At 59.5% G+C, this 19117-nt stretch carries 26 protein-coding genes; 10 read left to right on the forward strand and 16 right to left on the reverse strand.

All coding sequences use genetic code 11. The features are described from left to right. The first annotated feature begins 535 nt into the window (after nt 1-535). Together ACYCFC_RS10025 and ACYCFC_RS10030 are read left to right on the forward strand one after the other, a co-directional pair. Entirely contained in the window at nt 536-772 is a 237-nt protein-coding gene (locus ACYCFC_RS10025; RefSeq protein WP_459653876.1) for a hypothetical protein, read from the forward strand. A 36-nt stretch (nt 773-808) separates the two neighbouring features. Further along, nucleotides 809-1093: a hypothetical protein gene (locus tag ACYCFC_RS10030; protein ID WP_459653877.1), complete on the forward strand. Its 285-nt coding sequence runs from the start codon at nt 809-811 to the stop codon at nt 1091-1093. Here the strand turns inward: ACYCFC_RS10030 and ACYCFC_RS10035 are convergent. From ACYCFC_RS10035 to ACYCFC_RS10070, 8 genes are all read right to left on the reverse strand, one after another. Further along, on the reverse strand, nt 1074-1709 hold the full coding sequence (locus tag ACYCFC_RS10035; protein WP_459653878.1) for an ERF family protein: 636 nt from the start codon (nt 1707-1709) through the stop codon (nt 1074-1076). The genes ACYCFC_RS10030 and ACYCFC_RS10035 overlap by 20 nt on opposite strands. Before the next feature lie 118 nt (nt 1710-1827). Further along, nucleotides 1828-2016: a hypothetical protein gene (locus ACYCFC_RS10040; protein WP_459653879.1), complete on the reverse strand. Its 189-nt coding sequence runs from the start codon at nt 2014-2016 to the stop codon at nt 1828-1830. Then, complete coding sequence (locus tag ACYCFC_RS10045) at nt 1998-2315, reverse strand: hypothetical protein (RefSeq protein WP_459653880.1); 318 nt, start codon at nt 2313-2315, stop codon at nt 1998-2000. The genes ACYCFC_RS10040 and ACYCFC_RS10045 overlap by 19 nt, the downstream gene beginning before the upstream one ends. Nucleotides 2316-2539: 224 nt before the next feature. Next, the gene (locus tag ACYCFC_RS10050; protein WP_459653881.1) at nt 2540-2776 is read right to left on the reverse strand and encodes a DUF551 domain-containing protein; all 237 of its coding nucleotides are present in this window, start codon (nt 2774-2776) and stop codon (nt 2540-2542) included. A gap of 101 nt (nt 2777-2877) precedes the next feature. Beyond that, a protein-coding gene (locus tag ACYCFC_RS10055; protein WP_459652135.1) for an IS3 family transposase occupies nt 2878-4040 on the reverse strand; the annotation gives its coding sequence in 2 pieces (ribosomal slippage) (nt 2878-3785 and nt 3785-4040; 1164 coding nt in all). 103 nt (nt 4041-4143) lie between these two features. Beyond that, nucleotides 4144-4944: a hypothetical protein gene (locus ACYCFC_RS10060; protein WP_459653882.1), complete on the reverse strand. Its 801-nt coding sequence runs from the start codon at nt 4942-4944 to the stop codon at nt 4144-4146. Between the two features lie 27 nt (nt 4945-4971). Further along, a complete protein-coding gene (locus ACYCFC_RS10065) occupies nt 4972-5352 on the reverse strand; it encodes a helix-turn-helix transcriptional regulator (protein ID WP_459653883.1) in 381 nt (126 codons plus the stop codon). A gap of 45 nt (nt 5353-5397) precedes the next feature. Next, a complete protein-coding gene (locus ACYCFC_RS10070; protein WP_459653884.1) occupies nt 5398-5694 on the reverse strand; it encodes a hypothetical protein in 297 nt (98 codons plus the stop codon). A gap of 277 nt (nt 5695-5971) precedes the next feature. Here ACYCFC_RS10070 and ACYCFC_RS10075 point away from each other — a divergent pair, with 277 nt between their 5' ends. Genes ACYCFC_RS10075 through ACYCFC_RS10085 form a run of 3 tightly spaced genes read left to right on the forward strand, consistent with a single transcriptional unit; the run spans nt 5972 to nt 7398 of the window. Continuing rightward, the gene (locus ACYCFC_RS10075; protein WP_459653975.1) at nt 5972-6787 is read left to right on the forward strand and encodes a DNA cytosine methyltransferase; all 816 of its coding nucleotides are present in this window, start codon (nt 5972-5974) and stop codon (nt 6785-6787) included. Nucleotides 6788-6811: 24 nt separating this feature from the next. Further along, nucleotides 6812-7114, forward strand: a complete 303-nt coding sequence (locus ACYCFC_RS10080; RefSeq protein WP_459653885.1) for a hypothetical protein — start codon at nt 6812-6814, stop codon at nt 7112-7114. A 2-nt stretch (nt 7115-7116) separates the two neighbouring features. Next, the gene (locus tag ACYCFC_RS10085) at nt 7117-7398 is read left to right on the forward strand and encodes a pyocin activator PrtN family protein (protein WP_459653886.1); all 282 of its coding nucleotides are present in this window, start codon (nt 7117-7119) and stop codon (nt 7396-7398) included. Nucleotides 7399-7400: 2 nt separating this feature from the next. Here ACYCFC_RS10085 and ACYCFC_RS10090 read toward each other — a convergent pair whose 3' ends face one another. Further along, nucleotides 7401-8507 (reverse strand): tyrosine-type recombinase/integrase, encoded by a 1107-nt coding sequence (locus tag ACYCFC_RS10090; RefSeq protein WP_459653887.1) that lies wholly within the window; start codon nt 8505-8507, stop codon nt 7401-7403. Nucleotides 8508-8593: 86 nt separating this feature from the next. Between ACYCFC_RS10090 and dusA the strand changes: the two genes are divergently transcribed. The 3 genes from dusA (at nt 8594) to tal (ending at nt 12236) form a co-directional block, all read left to right on the forward strand. Further along, the gene (gene dusA / locus ACYCFC_RS10095; RefSeq protein ID WP_459653888.1) at nt 8594-9619 is read left to right on the forward strand and encodes a tRNA dihydrouridine(20/20a) synthase DusA; all 1026 of its coding nucleotides are present in this window, start codon (nt 8594-8596) and stop codon (nt 9617-9619) included. A 369-nt stretch (nt 9620-9988) separates the two neighbouring features. Beyond that, a complete protein-coding gene (locus tag ACYCFC_RS10100) occupies nt 9989-10939 on the forward strand; it encodes an IS110 family RNA-guided transposase (RefSeq protein WP_181082092.1) in 951 nt (316 codons plus the stop codon). A 370-nt stretch (nt 10940-11309) separates the two neighbouring features. Further along, nucleotides 11310-12236 carry a transaldolase gene (tal, locus tag ACYCFC_RS10105; RefSeq protein ID WP_181082279.1) on the forward strand — a complete coding sequence of 309 codons (927 nt, stop codon included), beginning with the start codon at nt 11310-11312 and terminating at the stop codon, nt 12234-12236. A 27-nt stretch (nt 12237-12263) separates the two neighbouring features. Here the strand turns inward: tal and rssC are convergent, their stop codons facing one another. Both rssC and rssB read right to left on the reverse strand, forming a co-directional pair. After that, the gene (rssC, locus tag ACYCFC_RS10110) at nt 12264-12746 is read right to left on the reverse strand and encodes an anti-sigma factor antagonist RssC (protein WP_181082280.1); all 483 of its coding nucleotides are present in this window, start codon (nt 12744-12746) and stop codon (nt 12264-12266) included. Further along, nucleotides 12743-13927, reverse strand: a complete 1185-nt coding sequence (gene rssB / locus ACYCFC_RS10115; protein ID WP_459653889.1) for a two-component system response regulator RssB — start codon at nt 13925-13927, stop codon at nt 12743-12745. Before rssB ends, rssC begins: the two co-directional genes overlap by 4 nt. 204 nt (nt 13928-14131) lie before the next feature. On the opposite strand from rssB, the gene ACYCFC_RS10120 reads away from it, so the two are divergent. After that, nucleotides 14132-14431: a PilZ domain-containing protein gene (locus ACYCFC_RS10120; protein WP_181082282.1), complete on the forward strand. Its 300-nt coding sequence runs from the start codon at nt 14132-14134 to the stop codon at nt 14429-14431. A gap of 19 nt (nt 14432-14450) precedes the next feature. On the opposite strand, the gene ACYCFC_RS10125 is transcribed toward ACYCFC_RS10120, so the two are convergent. After that, on the reverse strand, nt 14451-15152 hold the full coding sequence (locus ACYCFC_RS10125) for an MlaA family lipoprotein (RefSeq protein ID WP_459653890.1): 702 nt from the start codon (nt 15150-15152) through the stop codon (nt 14451-14453). Between the two features lie 190 nt (nt 15153-15342). On the opposite strand from ACYCFC_RS10125, the gene ACYCFC_RS10130 reads away from it, so the two are divergent. Beyond that, on the forward strand, nt 15343-15609 hold the full coding sequence (locus ACYCFC_RS10130) for a DUF4404 family protein (RefSeq protein ID WP_181082284.1): 267 nt from the start codon (nt 15343-15345) through the stop codon (nt 15607-15609). A gap of 54 nt (nt 15610-15663) precedes the next feature. Here ACYCFC_RS10130 and queF read toward each other — a convergent pair whose 3' ends face one another. The 4 genes from queF to ACYCFC_RS10150 all read right to left on the reverse strand — a co-directional run bounded on the left by queF (nt 15664) and on the right by ACYCFC_RS10150 (nt 19101). After that, the gene (gene queF / locus ACYCFC_RS10135) at nt 15664-16494 is read right to left on the reverse strand and encodes an NADPH-dependent 7-cyano-7-deazaguanine reductase QueF (RefSeq protein ID WP_459653891.1); all 831 of its coding nucleotides are present in this window, start codon (nt 16492-16494) and stop codon (nt 15664-15666) included. An 80-nt stretch (nt 16495-16574) separates the two neighbouring features. Next, the gene (locus ACYCFC_RS10140) at nt 16575-17354 is read right to left on the reverse strand and encodes an ABC transporter permease (protein ID WP_181082286.1); all 780 of its coding nucleotides are present in this window, start codon (nt 17352-17354) and stop codon (nt 16575-16577) included. After that, nucleotides 17351-18280 (reverse strand): ABC transporter ATP-binding protein, encoded by a 930-nt coding sequence (locus tag ACYCFC_RS10145; protein WP_181082287.1) that lies wholly within the window; start codon nt 18278-18280, stop codon nt 17351-17353. The genes ACYCFC_RS10140 and ACYCFC_RS10145 overlap by 4 nt, the downstream gene beginning before the upstream one ends. 413 nt (nt 18281-18693) lie before the next feature. Then, the gene (locus tag ACYCFC_RS10150; RefSeq protein WP_181082288.1) at nt 18694-19101 is read right to left on the reverse strand and encodes a PA2817 family protein; all 408 of its coding nucleotides are present in this window, start codon (nt 19099-19101) and stop codon (nt 18694-18696) included. Nucleotides 19102-19117: the final 16 nt, after the last annotated feature.

Here is a 19117-nt window from a genome sequence, read left to right on the forward strand (position 1 = left end):
CCGCCGGCAGCGAGGCCTTGGGCTCGGCGATAAATGACGAAAAGGTTAAATCAGCGCTCGTGGGCGGAGGGCCTCTCGCAAGAGATGGTAAAGCTGCTGCGCCGGCTCCTGCGAGACTTTCAGGATCGGTCTACGATAGCTGCATGGCGAGGGTCATGCGTATCTCGGACAGTGCGCTGCGCCTACGAGCCATGTCCGCCTGTGATGGGGCGCAATAACCGCCGAGGATGACAGGAGAGGCCCGCCAAGCGCTGGGTGTTTGTGCTGGCGTTTTGGTACTCTCGCCCCTTTACTAAGCGGGGGTGGGGAGATGGCGGTAGTTAAATGCAAGGAGTGCGGTGGGCAGGTTTCCTCGAAGGCGGAAAGGTGCCCTGGCTGTGGGGCGCCACCTCCGCCGAAACACATCGGAACCATTCCCGGTCTGCTTTTTATCGGCCTAGCAACTTGGGGCATCTTCACACTGCTCGGGGCGGATTTCAGCAGCGATGACGCGCCACCGAAGTCAACGAAGGCTGAAGTGTGCGGAAGCGAGGGGATGGCCTACGTCATGTCTCAAAACTTCGTCAAGCAGCGGCTCAAGGCGCCATCGAGCGCCAAGTTTCCATACAAGCCGACGACGCAGACCTACGCAGGTGATTGCCGGCATTCAATTGTCGGTACGTTCGAGTCGCAGAACTCGTTTGGCGCCATGCTTCGCGGCAGCTACAGCGTGACCATGATCTACCTGCCGGACGAAAAGAAGTGGCGGGCCGAAGGTCTTTCCATTCAGTAAGCCCGTGATTCGGGGCAAGTGTTCAGGGGGAAAGGGGTGAGTAATTCAGCAATAAACTTCTGGTCTGGCGCGGCCTGGGTTATGGCTTTCATCAACGCCATTGCGTCTATCGCTGCGATGATTGCTTTCGGAACGGCCGAGATTGATGTTGGGCGCTATGTGCCGATAACTGAATCCACAGTAGTGTGGCCCGTCATTTTAGGAGGCACTGCCAGTGCGGTTTATGGCTTTCTCTTTGCCGCACTGATGAGCATTGCGCGGATTGCTGCGATAAATTCTCGTACCGCCCTAGAACTCAGAATCAAGCAGAAGAGCGACTGACGGAAGTCGCTACCACATAGCCGCCTTCGGGCGGTTTTTTATTGCCCACGGAAAGCCCGCCATTGTGCGGGCTTCGTCGTTTCTGGAGATCCGAAATGACCGAAACAGCGCGGCTAGTAATTGCGGTCGACAGCACACAAGTTGGCCGGGCTGATGCCGATCTTAAGAAATTCGGCCAGACAACCACGGCGGTTGATCGGCAATCTGCCGCGCTGGCTGGATCGGCATCGACACGCTCGACGATGATTTCGCCATCGCGCCAGATCACGAAGTCACACCAGTCGCGCATCGTGCAGGCCAGCTGAAGCTGGATCTGCGCGGCGTAGTGCGGCACCTCTGCAATGCTGGTGTAGGTGGCGCGGAACGGGCACTTAACCTCAATCAGCCCGTCATGCCCGACCAGCCCGTCCGGCGATGCTGCCAGCCAGTCATGGTCGGCGTGAACATGCAGGCCGTGATTCGCGAAGACCGGGCGAACCGTGTTCAATATCTCGGCGAGGTCCGCATATTTGCTTTTGAAGTGCGGGTTGCTGCTCGACTTGCTGGCGTTCTCCAGCTCGCCCTGAGCCTTGGCTAGCGCGGTGGCCAGCTCGTTGATTTGCTCGGATTTGTTCACGATATAATTCTCCTGCCGCGCCACGCGCAGCCTTTGAATTGATTGGGTAATGAATCAAGCCAGCCAGTAAACCCAGCAGGCCAAATGCGCGGCGCATGATGCGAGGATGAATGCGGTCTTAGCCATGTGCCCGCTCAAGCTGCCGGGCGCGAATCAGCGCTGCCTTGTGGCTGACGCAAAACCCCGCCGTCTTGCCGGTTAGCCTGTCGTGGATGTGCCACATGTTGCCGACGTTGCAGGCCTGAAAGCGGGTTCGGATCTCTGCCAGCTGCTCATCGATCAGGCTGGTTACGGGTGCTGCGCCCATGGCTGCGCTCCTTTCCAGCTGACCTCTAGCCACATGTCGACGAATTGGCCTTCATGGCAGCGAATCCGGCACTGATAGCCGAGCGCAGTCAGTTGCTTGATGATTGCCTTACCAAACTCCGGCCACTTGTCCTCATTCGAGTAGTAGGCACCATCTCCGAAACCAAACTGGCGAACCTGAATTTCATACTTTCCGTCGCCGGCTGCCGCGTCGATCATTGCCAGGATTTCGTCAACCGTGGCGGACGGGTCTTTTGCCTTTGCCTTGTCGCGCGCTTGATCTGCTGTCATTCGTGTCATGGCTGGTGTTTCCGAGCATCCCCTGCATCGCCTTAGCTGCGAAGTAATCGCGAAGGGTCATGCCCTCGGAGCCCGCTGCTGTTTCGGTTCCTAGCGGCAGCGGAAACGCCGGCCCGCCTGTTTTATCGTTCATTCATCCTCTCCTTTCCAATTCCTCCCCCACCACTCCCTGACAATCCATACGATCCAGATAGCGGTGAGGGATATGAGTGCTTGCCAGAGGGTCATTGCGGGGGCGGGGGGAGTGGTTGCCAGTGGGTTACGAACTGATCAGGTCGGCCGTGCACCCGGAACATCTGTTTCTCTGCGTCGAAGTAACCGAGCCTTATCCCCCAGCCACCGCCCTGGCGGCATTCACTGTCGAACAAGCTGCAGTGACCGTTTAGGAAGCAGAGCACTTCCTCACTGTCTTGGCCTTGTTCGCCGGGCAGCCGATCCTCAACGCTTATCCATTCGCTCATCTCATCCTCCTATGTGCTTATAGGTGCCCATGGGGCATTGGGTTATTTACGTTCCCGGCGCCAGTCATAAGCCAGGGTGGCTAGAAGGACGGCTGTAGTGGTCAACCCATCCCGGACAGTGGGTTAAGTTTTTCTTCGGCCACCGCAGGCGGTAACCCGTCGTTGAATTGATGCGGCCTGACCCAGTTGTAGCGGTGCATCAGGTAGTGGCTGATATCCCGCTGAGCTTCCTGTGCCGTCAGGTAACCGGTCTGCGGTATCCACTCCGACTTCAGGCTGCGGAATAGGCGTTCCATCGGCGAATTGTCCCAACAATTACCCCGGCGGCTCATGCTCTGCTGCATTCGGTAGCGCCACAGCCGCTGCCGGAACAAGCGGCTGGCGTACTGGCTACCCTGATCCGAATGGAACAGCACCTGCTGTGGCTTGCCGCGCTGCTCATAGGCCATATCGAGGGCTTTGATTACCAGCTCGGCATCCGGTTTGGCGGAGAACGCCCAGCCAACCACCCGACGCGTGTGCAGATCCAGCACCGCGGCCAGGTAATGCCAACGACCTTGCGCCCAGACGTAGGTGATGTCGCCGCACCACACTTGGTTCGGGCGCTGGACTGCGAACTCACGGTTCAGTCGATTCGGGATATCCGGGCGCTCAACCGTGGCCTGCTTGTAGGCGTGCGAGCCCGGCTGCTTGCTGACCAGCCCCAACTCACGCATCAGTCGACGCACACGGAAATGGCCGATCTCCACGCCGTCCTCGCGCAGCATACCCAGGATGCTTCGGCTGCCAGCCGAGCCCCGGCTTTGGTTAAACAACTCGTTGACCCGGCTACGTAGCGCGACGCGACGAGCATCTACACGGCGACGTCGAAGGCGATGGGCGTAGTAGCAAGATCGCGTCACATCGAAGGCTGAACAGACCACTTCTACCGGTTCCCGCTCACTCAACTGGTCTATCAGCGCGTACGATCGAGTTCGTCCGACATCAAGAGAGCGGTAGCCTTTTTTAATATCGCTTTCTCCCGCTCCAGCCGGTTGATCCTAGCCTCTAGCTCCTGGATCTTCTGCTGCTCGGGTGTCAGCGCTTTGCTTTTTGGGGTAACGCCCTGGCGCTCGTCTTGGAGTTGTTTCACCCATCGCCGCAAAGCCGAGTCCACGACGCCCAGCGAACGGCAGGCCTCGATATGGCTGTAGCCCTGATCTAGTACCAAGGCAGCTGCCTCTCGTTTGAACTCGGCGGAAAACGTACGTCGTTGCTTGCTCATCGAACACCTCTTAATGGCGAGGATTTTCGCCTAAATCGGTGTCCGGGATCAGTAGACCACTACAGGCTTCCATTAGGTACAGCTCGGGGAGGGTGGGCATGGGTTAGGCTTCGAGCTTTGCCAACTCATCGCGTAGCTGCTTGATTCGAGCCTTGCGGTTGGCGTCGGCTTCTTCCTGATACTTAGCCATAACGTCATCAGGAACGACGATGCCCTTGATCTTCTGCCAGCTTGCAAGGTCGATACTGCTGCGCTTGGCTTCCAGATATGCGGCGCATTGCTCTTCAAACTCAGCCTGCGCCATCGCTAGCGCCTCTTCGTAACCGGCGGCTGGCTTCACATCCTTTCCGCCGCCACTTCCATCGCTGTAGTGGGAAAGCCTGTAGCTAAGCGAGCCATCAGAGCGACCCAGCAACGAGACCAGCTTCATGCCTTCGACCTTGACGCGACCGCCCCAGCTATCAACGTCGAACGGCTCGTTGCTATCAGTGAAGTCGACTATCTGCGGCGAATAACCGCCCACGAACAGATGGGTGATTTCGCCCGACATGAATTTCTTCAAGGTATCCAGCTGGCTGTCGTCAGAGTTGGCGGCGAAGCGCAACAAGCAATCCGTCTTGGCCTTGGCTTTATCCATTGCCATGCGCAGCCGGCGGGCTTGTTCGTCCATTTCCCGCTCAAGCTTTACCTTCTGCGCTGCGTAGCGCGATTCGAGATCACGAAGGCTCTTCTCCTTCCACGACTCGGCCGGCTGATCGTGAAGGCTCTTGACCACGAAGTTCTCGCCGCTCGGTATCTCCTGCCCGTTGCTGACGAAAATCTCCTGAACGATCGTCTGCTCGGCGTTCAACTTCCCGACTACAAGAACCTTCTTGCCGTCGCTTGTGTACTTAATGTTGTTCATTCCGTATTCCTTTTCGGTTGTGATTCATCAAGCCGCCAACTGCACCTCATCCAGCCGCTGAATCCGCACTACCGTCTGCGCTCTTGGTGCATCGGGACGGCGAACCGGTTGAATCTGTTGGACGTTGCCGCCACCGATCAGCAGGGCAACCATTAGCGGGGCGATGATTCCGCGCTTAACAGCCTCAAGGCACAGCCCGCGGACCGTGCGAATTGGGCGATCGTCTTCGCTTAGATTGAATCTCGCTCGATCGAGAGTCTTTTTGGCCGTCGAAGGCGCGCAATCCATGCAGCGAGCTATCTCCTTCATCGTCATATCCTTCGCCGCGTAGATCGTTGCCAGCAGCTGCCTAGGAGCCAGGCCTTGGCCTAGGCGTCCTTGCCATCCTTCTATCTGGATCGTGTCCATGTGAGGCTCCTTTGGTTGGTGTTTTGGTGCCGGCGGGGCGGTGGGTTACTCTGCTCGCTCTTCCTTCTCAGCGGCTTCTCCCTGAAGGCGGTTGAGGCGTAGTGCTTCTGCCATGCCGGCGTGGTCGCGCGGGTTATCGACCCATTCCAGCTCCCAGTTTCCGACGCCGTAGTGGGCGTCGTAGTGTTCGTGCTTCCAGTTGGAGCCGATGCCGAGATCGTGGCGAGCCCAACCGTCACTGCTGGATGCATGGCCGGCCAAGCAGGTGCCGTCCTCAGCCACGGCCACCGCGCTGTAGAGGCCAGGGGCTCCCCCGTTGATGAAGCAGAAAATCTTATTCATGTCCTTTCCTCTTGAGTGATGCCCGGCTCTCGGGCTCTCGGTTGTCATCCCAAGCAGCCCTCGCTGGAAGGCTGCTCAGTGATGATTTCCGTTCTCCGCTGCGATTCCTTGTCTGAGTCGTCTCTTTCCCGCTGCCGCTACTGGCGTCGCACCGGGTGACATTTCGCAACTTCGCTCGACTACATGTGGAGCCGAGGCCAGTTCCAGAGCTGGCATGGGGCGGGGAATTTGTTGAGCGCGCTGTATGCCGAAGCAGACCCCGCCGCGCTGATCTTGAATTCTTAAAGAACTTCCGGTTGACGTTCCTGTATGGACCGGGAGTTGCCCATGCCAGCCTTTCAGCGCGGCAGGCAAAGGAGCTGGGTTTGCTGACGAGCGGCACCTCTGGCCGTCTTTCCATTGGCTTATCGAGCAGTGCCGCCCTCCAGTCGTCTTTGGAGAGCAGGTTGCAAGCAGCGATGCAGGCCCTTGGCTCGACCTTGTACAAGCTGACCTGGAAGCCATGGAGTACGCCTTCGGGGCCGTCCCGTTCCCGTCTGCGGGCGTCGGTGCTCCGCACGTCAGGGATCGACTCTTCTGGGTGGCCAACTCCGACAGCGGCGCTAGCGGACAAGGGTGTAAGGACATTCGAGGGCGGGTTGCTCGAGGCAATGCGAAATCACGGCCCGGACTTGGCGGCGGCAGCCTGCCTGACGGGTTGGCCAACTCCGATGGCTCGCGACCACTTCCCGGCGCACTCGCCGCAGTACATTGCTGCCAAGATGGCCCAAGGGCATGGAATGGCGAATTTGAACGACCGAGTGCAGCTGGCGGGACGGCCAACACCGATGGCTGGGACGCCAGCGCAGAACGGGAACAACGCAGCGGGCAACAACGACAGCAGCCGCAAGACGGATCAACCGGCCCGGTTAACGGCCTCTGGGCAGATGCTGACTGGATCTTCTGCCGGGATGGAAAGTGGCGGCCAGTTGAACCCGGCACATTCCCGCTGGCTCATGGGGCTGCCAGCCGAGTGGGACGACTGCGCGCCTACGGAAACGCCATCAATGCTAAAGCGGCGGAAGTCTTCATCCGAGCCGCGATGACCGCCTAACCCCGCACACGGGAGGAGATAGACATGCAGCACACAGACAAGGCGATAGCGGAGTTCGAGGCGTGGTTTGAGAAAACGCATATACCAAGCGTCGAGCCTGGGTTCTTGAAGGCGCGCCGTCTGCAAGACGGATGGGCGCTATTGAAGGCAGAGCGACTGCATGCTGCATGGCAAGTCTGGCAAGCGGCACGCGCAACGCTGGCGATTGAACTGCCGGACGCCTATGCCGACTGCCCGCCATACGCCTGCTATGAGGGTGGCTGGAACGACATGCGGGATGAAGCGGTTGACCGACTCGAAGCAGTCGGCGTGAAAGTGAAGGAGTGACAATGAACACAGCATTTCTACTGATGGCGCAGTACAGCGGCGCCGCGATCATTCCGCTTGAGCGAGTTTGTGCGGATTACTTCAGCCACTTGACGCCGGAGAAGATGAAGCTGAAGGTCGCCTCCGGGCAGATCGACCTTCCTTTGGTGCAGATGGAGCGCAGCCAGAAGTCAGCCCGTGGCGTGCACTTGAGCGACCTGGCATCGTATCTGGATAGCCAGCACAGCCGGGCGCGCGCCGAGCACGACAAGCTGATGGGGCGAGGCTTGCGCCGCGTCTCTTGACCCTACCGGGCCTCAATCACGGGGCCCGTTATTACCCGCTCCAGCCAGGCCCAATTTTCGTATGGGTCGCCCTTCCCCCGCAGGTGCGTATAGCGCCGCATCGAGTTCCAATCCCGGTGGCCCGAAACGCTGGCCGCGCGCGGAATATCCCAACCCAGTTCGAACAATCGGCTCACGCCATCGTGGCGCAGGTCGTGGAAATGCAGATCCTCGATTTCAAGGAACCGGCACGCTCGTGTAAACGACGCAGACACTGACCGGGCGTTGTACGGAAACACGAACTCAGACACCTTCGGCATCGACTGCAGGATGCGCCACGCTTCATCCGGCACATGGCACCACACGTCATTGCCGAGCTTCTGGCCGGGGTTCTTCATGTCCGTAATCAGAACTGATTGATCTTCATCGCGCATAGCATCCCAGCGAATGCGCGTTATCTCTTCCTGTCGGCGGGTGCTGAACAAGGCAAAGACCACGACGCGCACCATATCGATCTGCTGCTGGCGTCTGTCGCGCATCTCGCAGAAGTAGCTCAGCAGGCGGTCAAGTTCATCCTTTGTCGGGCGCCGTGCCCGCTCCTTGCTCTTGCTGACCGCGCCCATCTTCCGCAGCACGCGCCGGGCGTCAGGCATTGCCATTGGGTCAATCTCATAACCCCATGCTGGCCGCGCCACAGCCAAGACAGCCCCAAGGTGCGCCAGATCATTGCCGACCGTCTGCGCCTGAATGCCGTCCTCCTGCATGCGCCGATTGCCGTACTCGACCAACGCCTGACTCGTAACCTCGATATCCTTCAGCGAGCCGAGCCAGGTTTCGCTGATTGCCTTGAGCGTGGCGCGCTTGGTCTTGCCCAGTGGGCGGATCTTCTCGTACTCCTCAAGGTACTTGTCGATCATCTCCTTGACCGTCACGCCGCTGCGTTTTGCTTTAGCAATCGCACCAGGCTCTGCAAGCTCGGTCTCGCGCTTCTTTATCCACGCCTGCGCCGTCGCCTTGCGGTCAAAGGTCTGGCTTTCGGTATAAACTGTCGCGCCCTTCTGCATGATGCGTATCTGCGCGGTATACCGGGTCGCCCCGTCCTTGCGCTTACGTGTCGTGATAGTGCCCATTGATTTTGCTACATGAACTGGACGGCTTGCTACATTGTAGCAACGCACTTTCAGAAACAAGCGAAAACGGCAGGAAACGGTATCAAATGAGCGAAGCGACAAAGCCGGCAATTCAGGCCACGAAAGCCGCAAACACAGGCACCACGGTAGATAGGAGGTTTTCTGTCGCGCCGATGTTGGACTGGACCGACAGGCATTGCCGCTTCTTCCTGCGTCAGCTTTCCCGCCACGCCCTGCTTTATACCGAGATGGTCACCACCGGCGCCCTGATCCATGGCGATGCGGCGCGCTATCTGGCCTATGACGAGGTCGAACATCCGCTGGCGTTGCAGCTCGGCGGCAGTGTGCCAGCCGATCTTGCAGCCTGCGCGAAGATGGCTGAAGGCGCCGGCTATGACGAGGTGAACCTGAATGTCGGCTGCCCCAGCGATCGCGTGCAGAACAATATGATCGGTGCGTGCCTGATGGCACATCCGGCGCTGGTGGCCGACTGCGTGAAGGCCATGCGCGACACGGTGGACATCGAGGTGACGGTCAAGCATCGCATCGGCATCAACGGGCGCGACAGTTATGGCGAGCTGTGCGATTTCGTCGGCCAGGTGGCCGAAGCCGGTTGCCGCAGCTTTACCGTGCATGCGCGGATCGCCATTCTCGAAGGCCTCTCGCCCAAGGAGAATCGCGATGTGCCGCCCTTGCGCTACGAAGTCGCGGCGCAACTGAAGGAGGATTTTCCGCAGCTGGAGATCATCCTCAATGGCGGCATCAAGACCCTGGACGAGTGCGAAACCCATCTGCAGCGTTTCGATGGCGTGATGCTCGGACGCGAGGCCTATCACAATCCCTATCTGCTGGCGCAGGTGGACGCCCGGCTGTTCGGCGGAACTGAGCCGATCATCAGCCGCGCCGAAGCGCTGGCACGGATGCGGCCCTATATTCAGCGACACGTGGAGGCTGGCGGCGCAATGCACCATATCACCCGGCACATGCTCGGACTGGGCCAGGGCTTTCCCGGTGCGCGGCGTTTCCGTCAGCTGCTTTCGGTCGACATCCACAAGTGCAAAGATCCGCTGGCGCTGCTCGATCAGGCGGGCAGTCTGCTGGAAGGACGCTGACAGGCTATTGAAAACAGCTTCCTTTCCAGGTTACGTATTATTCGAGTTCTGAAAACCGCAGAAGCGGTTGAGTTGTAGCGCCTCGTGGGAACGGGCCATGCCCGTGAAGTGTTTCCACACCGAAGCATGGGCCTTGTTCGCGGGCATGGCCCGCTTGTATGGCGTTAGGGTAGGAACCTGTCGGGGGTGGAGGGACAAAGTCCGCTTCTGCAAGCCAGACGGTGGGAGACTTCCCCCATCCACGCGCTCACGACAAGCGCCGATAAGGAATCCATCGGATTGAGTGGCTGCTCATACCGACAATACCGGCAAGCCTGCGCCATTGTGAGCCCCGACAGGTGATCTTCATCTTCCCCGTCGGAGAGCGCCATGACAAGCCAAGTTGCAGTTATCGGAATCGATGTGGCCAAGGAGACGCTGAGCGTCTGCGATACGCGGTCTGGTGAGGTGTTCGAGCTAGCCAATGACCGTCGCACGATCAAGGCCTGGCTCAAGACTCTACCTGGGTGCTGCGCCATCGCTATCGAAGCCACAGGCATCTACCACATGGATGTTGCGACCCTGGCTCATACCAAGGGGCACCGGATTTACGTCATTAACGGCTTCCGCCTGAGCAACTATCGCAAGGGCATTGGTGGGCGAAACAAGGACGACCGTAGCGACGCCCAACTGTTGGCCCGTTACCTGTCTCATGAGCAGACTCAACTGGATCCCTGGCAACCGCCGAGCAAGGCGTACTGCCGCTTGCAGACGTTGTTACATCGTCGGGCAACGCTCGTTCGTAGCGCGACATCGCTGCGTCAGAGCTTCTCTCAGGACCGCACACTGGCCAATGCACTGAAGCCGGTCCTCAAGCGTATGGCCGTCCTGGAGCGGCGTTTGGAGAAGGCGATTCAGACAACTCTGGACGAGGCCGGCCTGAAGGAACAGAGCAAGCGCTGCCAAGCCATCGAGGGTATTGGGCCTCTGACTGCTGCAGCGCTGAACCTGGCGTTTCTGCGAGGGTACTTTCGCAACAGCGACGCCTTCATCGCATTTCTGGGACTGGACGTGCGGCTCAAGGAGTCTGGCCGTTACAGCGGTCGACGGAAGCTGACCAAGCAAGGTGATCCGGAGATCCGCCGGCTACTGCACAACGCCGCCATGTCTGCAGCCCGCACCAAACGATGGAAGGAAATCTATCTGGGCTATCTAGCACGCGGACTGAAGAAAACCGAAGCTTTGACCATCCTGGCCCGCAAACTCGCCCGAATTGCCTTTGCCCTCATGCAGACGCAGACGGCCTACCAACCACAGGAGGTGAGGCCGTCGTTGACATAGAATCTCCTACGAGCGAATACCCATCGCTCAGTTGTAGGTCGAATTAGCCGAAGGCGTAATCCGACGATCCGAAGGTGTAATGCGACCATCCATGCCTGACCGCTCGGCATTTAACGTGTCCGGTCGCTCGCCTGTCGGGTCGGTGAAGCGTGACCCGACCTACCCGATGTGATGACCACCTGTGGGAGTGCTCCAGCAACACGTAACGGGGACACAGCCATTGAAAAATCACCTGTTAAACCGGCTTCACTGAAACATGCATCACTGAAAAAGGAACACGCGGGACCCTTTTCAATCCAAATGATGGCCGCCCGCCCCTGCTTGTCAGCTTCGGGCCAGGACCATGCTACTCAGAAGACAGAGCGCTCACATGACATCAAAGCTGGAACAACTCAAGCAATTCACCACCGTTGTCGCCGATACCGGCGACCTCGACGCCATCGCCAACCTGCAACCGGTGGATGCCACAACCAACCCGTCGCTGCTTCTCAAGGCGGCAGCCCTGCCCCGCTACGCTGACCATCTGCAGGCGGCCATGTCGCGTTGCGGCGGCGATATCGGGCTGGGTTGCGATCTGTTCGCGGTCGCGGTCGGCGGGGAAATACTCAAGCTGATTCCCGGGCGCATCTCGACGGAAGTCGATGCACGGCTTTCCTTCGATGCCCAGGCGATGGTCCAGCGCGGTGAACGCCTGATCGAGCTGTATGAGCAGGTGGGCGTCTCCCGCGAGCGCGTGCTGATCAAGCTGGCCTCGACCTGGGAAGGCATACGCGCCGCCGAGCAGCTGGAAAAGGCCGGCATCCAGACCAATCTGACGCTGCTGTTTTCCTTCACCCAGGCCGTTGCCTGCGCGCAGGCCGGCGTGTTCCTGATTTCACCTTTCGTGGGCCGTATCTACGACTGGTACAAGAAGCATGAAGGCCGTGACTACGCGGGTGCTGAAGACCCTGGCGTGCAATCGGTCAGCCGCATCTATGACTACTACAAGGCCCACGGCTACAAGACGGTGGTGATGGGCGCAAGCTTCCGCAACATCGGCCAGATCGAAGCGCTGGCAGGCTGTGATCGCCTGACCATCAGCCCTGAGCTGCTCGGCCAGCTGGCCCAGGCAGAAGGTCCGCTGGAACGCCAGCTGGTGCCGGGCCGTGCTTCCGAGCCGCGCCTGGCGATGGATGAAGGGGCTTTCCGCTGGGGCCTGAACGAAGATGCCATGGCCACTGAGAAACTGGCCGAGGGCATTCGCCAATTCGCACGGGATCAGGAAAAGCTGGAAGCCCTGCTCCAGGCCAGACGCTAACAGGCTCAGACGTGGCGGCAACAGACCCTAGGAGCGCTCCAGCGCCATAACCAAGTCCCGAAAGACTTCGCGGTTGGATTCATTGAGGCTCATCAGAATGCGGTGAGCCTCGAGCACCTTGGCCTTGACCACATCCTCGGACTGATCCTGATTCGGCAGGTCTGCCAGTTGCTCGGGTGACGGCAACGGCTGATCGACGATGTTGAAGACCTGATCGAAGCCCATGGAGTGCAGCAGGCGGGTGATGTCGGCGTGGGTGGTAACCAGCGTCGGCAAGAGGCCGACCTTCTGCCGGGAGAGAATCGAGAGTTTGGCCAGCAGGCCGAGGGTCGTGCTGTCAACGCTGCTGCTCTCGGTGAGGTCGATGACGATCGAAGAGAAGTTCAGCGACGAGAAGATCTGTTCGATGGTCGCATCCAGCGCCGAACACAGCGTCAGACGTATTTCACCGACGAACTTGAGGACGAAGGTACCGTCCTGCTCGGCGAACTGGATTTTACCGGTGCTCATGCCAGGTTCCTGCTCAATACCAGCAATGCGATGTCATCAGGCATATCCTCCAGCTCGGCCAGACCGAATGCCTGGCGAAGGCCATCAAGGGTGCCACCCGCCTCGGAAATCAGCCCGGGCAGCTGCGCCTCCTTTTCTTTGAGGGTCTCCCCTGGCAAAAGGTCCAGAATGCCATCCGACAATAGCGTCAGGCTGAAGGATTCGGGCAGTGCGATCTCATGATTATCGTAGGTCGCTTCGACAAAGAGTCCAACCGGCAGGCCCCGCCCCTCCAGGTAGCTGGCCGAACCGCCGGTATAGAGCACCGGCAGCGGCAGATGTCCGCCGATGCTGTAGTGCAGCACATTGCGCTCCTGATCGATGACCCCGCCGAGCATCGTGACATGCTTGCCCAGCTTGCAATTGATCAGCCCGCGGTTGATGTGATCGAGCACTTCCGAGGGCTTGAACTCGCGCAGGGCGCCACCACGCCGCGATTCATACAACAGCCGCGTCGTCATGAATTTCAGCAGTACCGTAACGAATGCCGAGGACGCACCATGGCCGGACACATCCGCCAGGTAAAAGCCGATGCGGTGATCATCGATTCTGAAGTAATCGACGAAATCACCCGAGAGGTACAGCGACGGAATGATCTGATGATCGAAGTAAAAATCGTCGAGGGCGTAAGGCGTGATCGGCAGCATGTTCATCTGCACCTGGCGACCGGCGTCCTGATCTTCCTGGAGCAGATGCAGGCTGGCCTGCAGGTCACGATTGGCTGCTTCCAGCTGCTCGCGATAACGACGGTTTTCCAGGCGCAGGCGGGAACGGTCCAGGGCTCGCCGAACCGCATGTTCGAGCATCGCCAGGTCTTCGAGAGGCTTTATCAGGTAGTCCGCAGCGCCCAGGCGTAGCGCCTCGACGGCATCGCTCATGACGCCGGCACCCGACACGACGATGACCGGAAGATCGGCCTGACGCTCACTGATCAAGCGGATCAGCTCCAGGCCATCCATTTGCGGCATGCGCAGATCGCAAATCACCAGGTCAGGCTGCTCGGCGTCGAACAGCTCCAGCCCTTGAGGCCCGTTCTGTGCCTGCAGGACCTTGAAACCACTGTCATCCAGATAGGCCGCCAGGCTGGCCCGTACTACATCGTCGTCATCTATGATCAGTAGCGTCGTGCTTGGGTTGTGCATGTTCCTACCAGGCTGTATCGCCAGGGCTACTGGCGAAAGCATCGGCCCCGCGCAGGCGCTGGGCAAAGGGATCTTTTCAAGGCGCAGACGGTACTCCCATACGACAAGCGTTTCAAGCCGGGCGCGACAGCCCCGCCCGCGCTTTACAGGCCCGACAGACGGGGGCTATAAGAGCGCGTACAGCCTCATTCAAAGGATAGAAACATGACCCAGAGTGACCGCTATTACAGCGAAAAACGCGACTTCATCCGCATGCAGGTCGAAACTGCCATCAGCCTTACCCATGGTGGGCAGACCTGCAACGGCGTTTGTCTGGACCTTTCAAGCACGGGCATGCAGGTGCTGGCCGAAACCGCACTGCAACTGGGTGACAGGGTCCATGTCCATATCCCCTCGCCGCACAGCGAACTGAAGGGGCTGGATGCAGAGACCGAAGTCGTGCGTGTCGGAGTCCAGGAGGATGGCCGCCAGGCTCTCGGGCTGGCCATCCTGTCCATGAGCTGAGCCGGGCGGCTCGGACCGGTCAGAAATCGTCTTCGACCTGCCCATCCATGGTGCGAAATTCACGATTCTGCAGATAGGCGTTGCGCACGAAGATATATTTGTCGCCGGTGATCATCCTCTCCGCAGAAAGCAGGCCGGCGCGCATGTCGACCACACCCGTTCCGTAGGTCACATTGCGGGTCGGCACGTGATCCATATAGGGATAAGGCTGCAGGAAGGCGTCGGGTACGCGCCCCGCTGCATCGCGCACCGTACTCGGCCCCAGCAGCGGCAGCACCACATAAGGGCCACTGCCCAGGCCCCAGGCGCCCAGCGTCTGGCCGAAGTCCTCATCGTTCTTCTGCAACCCCATGCGCGTGGCCACGTCGAAGAAGCCCAGCACGCCAAAGGTGCTGTTGAACAGAATGCGGCTGGTGTCGATGCCGGCATCGCGGATCTTGCCCTGTAGCAGGTCGTTGGTCAGCACGACAACGTCGCCGAGATTGCTGAACACATTGCCGATGCCATCTTCGAGAAAGTCCGGGGTCACCTTCTGATAGCCCTTGGCGAGCGGCTTGAGGGTGTAGGTGTCCAGGGTGTCGTTGAAACGGAACACCACACGGTTGACGTCCTCCCAGGGATCTTCCTCGGCGGCCTGCACGGGCGACGCAGCCAACGCGGCCAGCGCAGCGAGCAGCGCAACCTTGCAGTATCCGACCCAGTCCTTGCCAATCACTTGCATGCTGAACACCCTCATTATTCCAATGACGCCGCCGCCTGACAGGCGCAGCAGTATAAATCCATTCCGGCTTTTGTCGGCAGCCGGCAGATATGCGGCCACTGCCGAGCCGCTCGACATTAAAGAGACAGACAAGCCCAGGCCGCTGGTTTAACCTTCCTTCATCGAACAGGCCATACGAGAGGGAAGCACCATGCCGGAACATGATCTGCAGTCACAGCTTGCGGAGCTGCGCAGCCACCTGGCCCAGGACACCCCGCTGAGCGAAGAAGAACGCGCCGCACTGCACGCCATTGCCCAGGACATCGAACTGCGCCTGGCCAATCAGGGCGTCGTCGATCAGAACGATTCACTGGTCGATGGCGTTCACCTCGCCGTGGAACGCTTCGAGGTCAGCCATCCGAATACTGCCATGACGCTGCGCAACATCATGCAGACCCTGGCGAACATGGGCATCTAGCAAAAACGGTACTGGAGGCTGGACGCAATTGCCCCGCCGGTCTCCAGCTGCCACTCACTGTCTGACGAGACGTCCGTTATCGGTCGCAACGGCCTCGGTGCTGCGATACGGATTGATATCCAGCCCGCCACGGCGCAGATAGCGCGCATAAACACTCAGCCGCTCCGGCTTCAGCAGACGCTGCAAGTCGAGGAAGATGCGCTCCACGCACTGCTCGTGGAAGTCGGCATGCTGGCGAAAGCTCACCAGATATGCCAGCAGACTCGACGGCTCCAGCGCCGCGCCGCGATAGTCGACCACCAGCGAACCCCAGTCCGGCTGCCCCGTGACCGGGCAGTTGGACCTGAGCAGATGGCTGTGCAGGCACTCCTCGACCTGGCGTGACGCATCGCAACGCAGCAGTTCGGCCTGTGGCGAATCGTAGTGCTCTATCGTCACGTCCAGATCATCGATGCAACGCCCCGGCAAGGGCGCGACGCCCTCTGTGGCGACGTCATCCAGCGTGCGCAAACGCACCTCGACCGGTTTGCCAGCCGCCGCCGAAAGGTCCTTCACCATCACCGTCAGCAACGCTTCACGGCTCTCGAAGACCGACTGGTTCAGCGAGTTGAGGTAGAGCTTGAAGGACTTGGACTCGATGATGTTCGGCGAATCGGCAGGAATCCTGAACTCGCCGATGGCCACCACCGGCTTGCCGGACGGCAGCAGCCAAGACAGCTCGTAGCAGTTCCAGATATCGACGCCCCGATAGGGCAGCGTCTCGACCGTCAGTCCCAGCTCGGCCCATTTGGGCGCACGCGCAATGGGAAACAGCTGCTCGGGACTGTAGGTCGCGACATAGGCACTGGACTTGCCCAGCGGCGAGAGTTCGGCGGGATGCTGCATATTGAGAAGAACCTGAACGAAAACGCCGCGAAGTTTAACGCTTCGCGGCGTTTTTTCCAGCGGCTGTGGCGCTATCGCGATTACTGGCGCATGCCGCGACCGCTTTTCAACAGACGAATGCACCACAGGTACATCAGTACCGCTGCAGCAGCCATGAAACCGATGGCAATGCCGATGCTGATATCCGAGACCCCGAGAATGCCGTAGCGGAACGCATTGACCATGTGCAGCACCGGGTTGGCCAGCGACAGCGTCTGCCAGAACGGCGACAGCAGGTTGATCGAATAGAACACCCCGCCCAGATAGGTCAAAGGGGTCAGCACGAAGGTCGGGATGATGGAAATATCATCGAAGTTGCGTGCAAAAATCGCATTGAGAAAGCCGCCCAGAGCGAAGATCGCAGAGGTCAGGGCGATCACCAGCAGCGTGATGCCCAGGTGATGCACCTGCAGGTCGGTGAAGAACATCGACAACAGCGTGACGATCAGCGCCACCGCCAGTCCGCGGGTGATGCCGCCCAGTGCGAAACCGATGAGAATCACATGGGGCGAGACCGGCGAAACCAGCAATTCCTCGATGGAGCGCTGGAACTTGCTGCTGAAAAAGCTGGACACAACGTTGCTGTAGGAATTGGTGATCACCGACATCATGATCAGCCCCGGCACGATGTACTCCATATAGCTGAAACCATCCATCTCGCCGATCCGCGCACCGATCAGATTGCCGAAGATGACGAAGTACAAGACCATAGTGATCGCCGGCGGCAACAGGGTCTGCGGCCATATCCGCATGTAGCGGCGAATTTCACGATGCACGATGGTCTGCAGCGCAACAAGATTGGCCTGAAACTCCGTGTTCATTGGGCCTCCTTCAGGTTGCTTTCCACCATCGAAACGAACAATTCCTCCAGCCGGTTGGTCTTGTTGCGCAGGCTCACCACTTCGATGCCCTGCGCCGACAGCAGGCGAAACAGGTCGGTAACGCCCTGGCTCTTGTCCACCTGCACTTCCAGTGTGTGATGATCGACCAGCCTGGCCGGATAACTGCCCAACTCCGGCGGCACCAGCTGCGACTCCTTCAGATCGAGCAGGAAGGTTTCCACATGCAACTGCTTGAGCAGCTCGCGCATGCTGGTGTTCCTGACGATCTGGCCGTGGTCGATGATGCCGATGTTGCGGCACAGCTGCTCGGCCTCTTCCAGATAATGGGTGGTGAGGATGATGGTGATGCCTTCGCGGTTGAGTTCGGTGAGGAACGACCACATCGAGCGACGCAGCTCGATATCCACACCCGCCGTGGGCTCGTCGAGGATCAGCAGGCGCGGCTGATGGATCAGCGCACGGGCGATCATCAGCCGCCGCTTCATCCCGCCGGACAGCATCCGCGACGACACATCACGCTTATCCCACAGCCCCAGCTGGTTCAGATAACGCTCGGCACGCTCCTTGGCGACCTTCGCCGGAATGCCGTAGTAGCCGGCCTGGGTGACAAGAATGTCGAAGGCCTTCTCGAACTGGTTGAAGTTGAATTCCTGCGGCACCACGCCCAGGCAACGCTTGAGTCCGGCGGGATCTCGATCCAGATCATGACCGAACACGTTCACCGTGCCGCCGCTCTTGTTCACCAGCGTCGAGAGAATGCCGATGGTGGTGGACTTGCCGGCCCCGTTGGGTCCGAGCAAGGCATAGAAATCACCCTCAGCGACATCCAGGTCGATGCCCTTGAGGGCCTGAAAGCCATTGCCATAGGTCTTGGTCAGCTGCCGAATGGACAGAGCAGTACTCATAGAAAATGCACACAACGCAGGAAGTGAAGGCCTTTCGCTCGCAAGCGGAGCGAAACGGCGAAACAAGCTAGATAAGGGCGCGCGCAGGCATTTTCAACCGCGCGCCCGTTTCAGCCACGGTCGCACCAATCGGATACTGATCGCATAAGCCGACGGCCAGACTCGGTCGCTCAGCCCAATCCAGCAATAGCGGAGTTCGTTAACGGCCATGTATTGGCGAAGCATTCTGCTTTGCGGGAGCGGCTTCAGCCGCGAATATCCGCAGTTGTAGGTCGAATTAGCCGCAGGCGTAATCCGACGATACGGGGCACAACCAGGCAAATGTTCTCGACTCCGCCTGTCGGGTCGGTGAAGCGTGACCCGACCTACCCAATGTGATAAGCCGCCTCTGGGGGTACGGGGACATAGCCTTGTCAATGCCTGACGCTGTGCTCGGACATGCTGAGCAGCTGCTTTTCCATGTTCCAGTCGAACGGCTCGCCACTGCTCTCGGCTTCGTAGCGGCGCTCCTCCAGCCTCTGGAACACTTCAATCTCTTCGTCCGGCATGAAATGCAGGCAATCACCACCAAAGAACCACAGCAGGTCGCGCGGCACCAGATGAGCGATCTGCGGATAACGGTGGAAGACCTGACAGATCAGGTCCTGCCCCAGATGCCGCTCCTCGGGGATGTCGCGCAGATTCATCACCAGCTCATCGAAGCGCTCGAGAAACAACGCATGACTCTCGTCGGAGACCTGCCCGGTTTCACCCATGGCGAGCAGGATGCCGCGCAAATGGGCCAGGAGTGCCAGATTGTGATCGTGATATGCGTTGGCCATGCTTCACCTGTCTTGA

It is taken from the genome of Stutzerimonas sp. NM35 (assembly GCF_054604355.1).

Bases quoted from the DNA above. Each gene is read 5' to 3' on its own strand.
- ACYCFC_RS10085 (WP_459653886.1), top strand. From the start codon at position 7,117: ATGAACACAGCATTTCTACTGATGGCGCAGTACAGCGGCGCCGCGATC.
- ACYCFC_RS10145 (WP_181082287.1), bottom strand. From the start codon at position 18,280: ATGAGTACTGCTCTGTCCATTCGGCAGCTGACCAAGACCTATGGCAAT.
- ACYCFC_RS10060 (WP_459653882.1), bottom strand. From the start codon at position 4,944: ATGAACAACATTAAGTACACAAGCGACGGCAAGAAGGTTCTTGTAGTC.
- ACYCFC_RS10080 (WP_459653885.1), top strand. From the start codon at position 6,812: ATGCAGCACACAGACAAGGCGATAGCGGAGTTCGAGGCGTGGTTTGAG.
- ACYCFC_RS10045 (WP_459653880.1), bottom strand. From the start codon at position 2,315: ATGACACGAATGACAGCAGATCAAGCGCGCGACAAGGCAAAGGCAAAA.
- rssB (WP_459653889.1), bottom strand. From the start codon at position 13,927: ATGCACAACCCAAGCACGACGCTACTGATCATAGATGACGACGATGTA.
- ACYCFC_RS10120 (WP_181082282.1), top strand. From the start codon at position 14,132: ATGACCCAGAGTGACCGCTATTACAGCGAAAAACGCGACTTCATCCGC.
- dusA (WP_459653888.1), top strand. From the start codon at position 8,594: ATGAGCGAAGCGACAAAGCCGGCAATTCAGGCCACGAAAGCCGCAAAC.
- ACYCFC_RS10140 (WP_181082286.1), bottom strand. From the start codon at position 17,354: ATGAACACGGAGTTTCAGGCCAATCTTGTTGCGCTGCAGACCATCGTG.
- ACYCFC_RS10040 (WP_459653879.1), bottom strand. From the start codon at position 2,016: ATGGGCGCAGCACCCGTAACCAGCCTGATCGATGAGCAGCTGGCAGAG.
- tal (WP_181082279.1), top strand. From the start codon at position 11,310: ATGACATCAAAGCTGGAACAACTCAAGCAATTCACCACCGTTGTCGCC.
- ACYCFC_RS10065 (WP_459653883.1), bottom strand. From the start codon at position 5,352: ATGGACACGATCCAGATAGAAGGATGGCAAGGACGCCTAGGCCAAGGC.
- ACYCFC_RS10130 (WP_181082284.1), top strand. From the start codon at position 15,343: ATGCCGGAACATGATCTGCAGTCACAGCTTGCGGAGCTGCGCAGCCAC.
- ACYCFC_RS10090 (WP_459653887.1), bottom strand. From the start codon at position 8,507: ATGGGCACTATCACGACACGTAAGCGCAAGGACGGGGCGACCCGGTAT.
- ACYCFC_RS10025 (WP_459653876.1), top strand. From the start codon at position 536: ATGGCCTACGTCATGTCTCAAAACTTCGTCAAGCAGCGGCTCAAGGCG.
- ACYCFC_RS10100 (WP_181082092.1), top strand. From the start codon at position 9,989: ATGACAAGCCAAGTTGCAGTTATCGGAATCGATGTGGCCAAGGAGACG.
- ACYCFC_RS10050 (WP_459653881.1), bottom strand. From the start codon at position 2,776: ATGAGCGAATGGATAAGCGTTGAGGATCGGCTGCCCGGCGAACAAGGC.
- queF (WP_459653891.1), bottom strand. From the start codon at position 16,494: ATGCAGCATCCCGCCGAACTCTCGCCGCTGGGCAAGTCCAGTGCCTAT.
- ACYCFC_RS10125 (WP_459653890.1), bottom strand. From the start codon at position 15,152: ATGCAAGTGATTGGCAAGGACTGGGTCGGATACTGCAAGGTTGCGCTG.
- ACYCFC_RS10150 (WP_181082288.1), bottom strand. From the start codon at position 19,101: ATGGCCAACGCATATCACGATCACAATCTGGCACTCCTGGCCCATTTG.
- ACYCFC_RS10070 (WP_459653884.1), bottom strand. From the start codon at position 5,694: ATGAATAAGATTTTCTGCTTCATCAACGGGGGAGCCCCTGGCCTCTAC.
- rssC (WP_181082280.1), bottom strand. From the start codon at position 12,746: ATGAGCACCGGTAAAATCCAGTTCGCCGAGCAGGACGGTACCTTCGTC.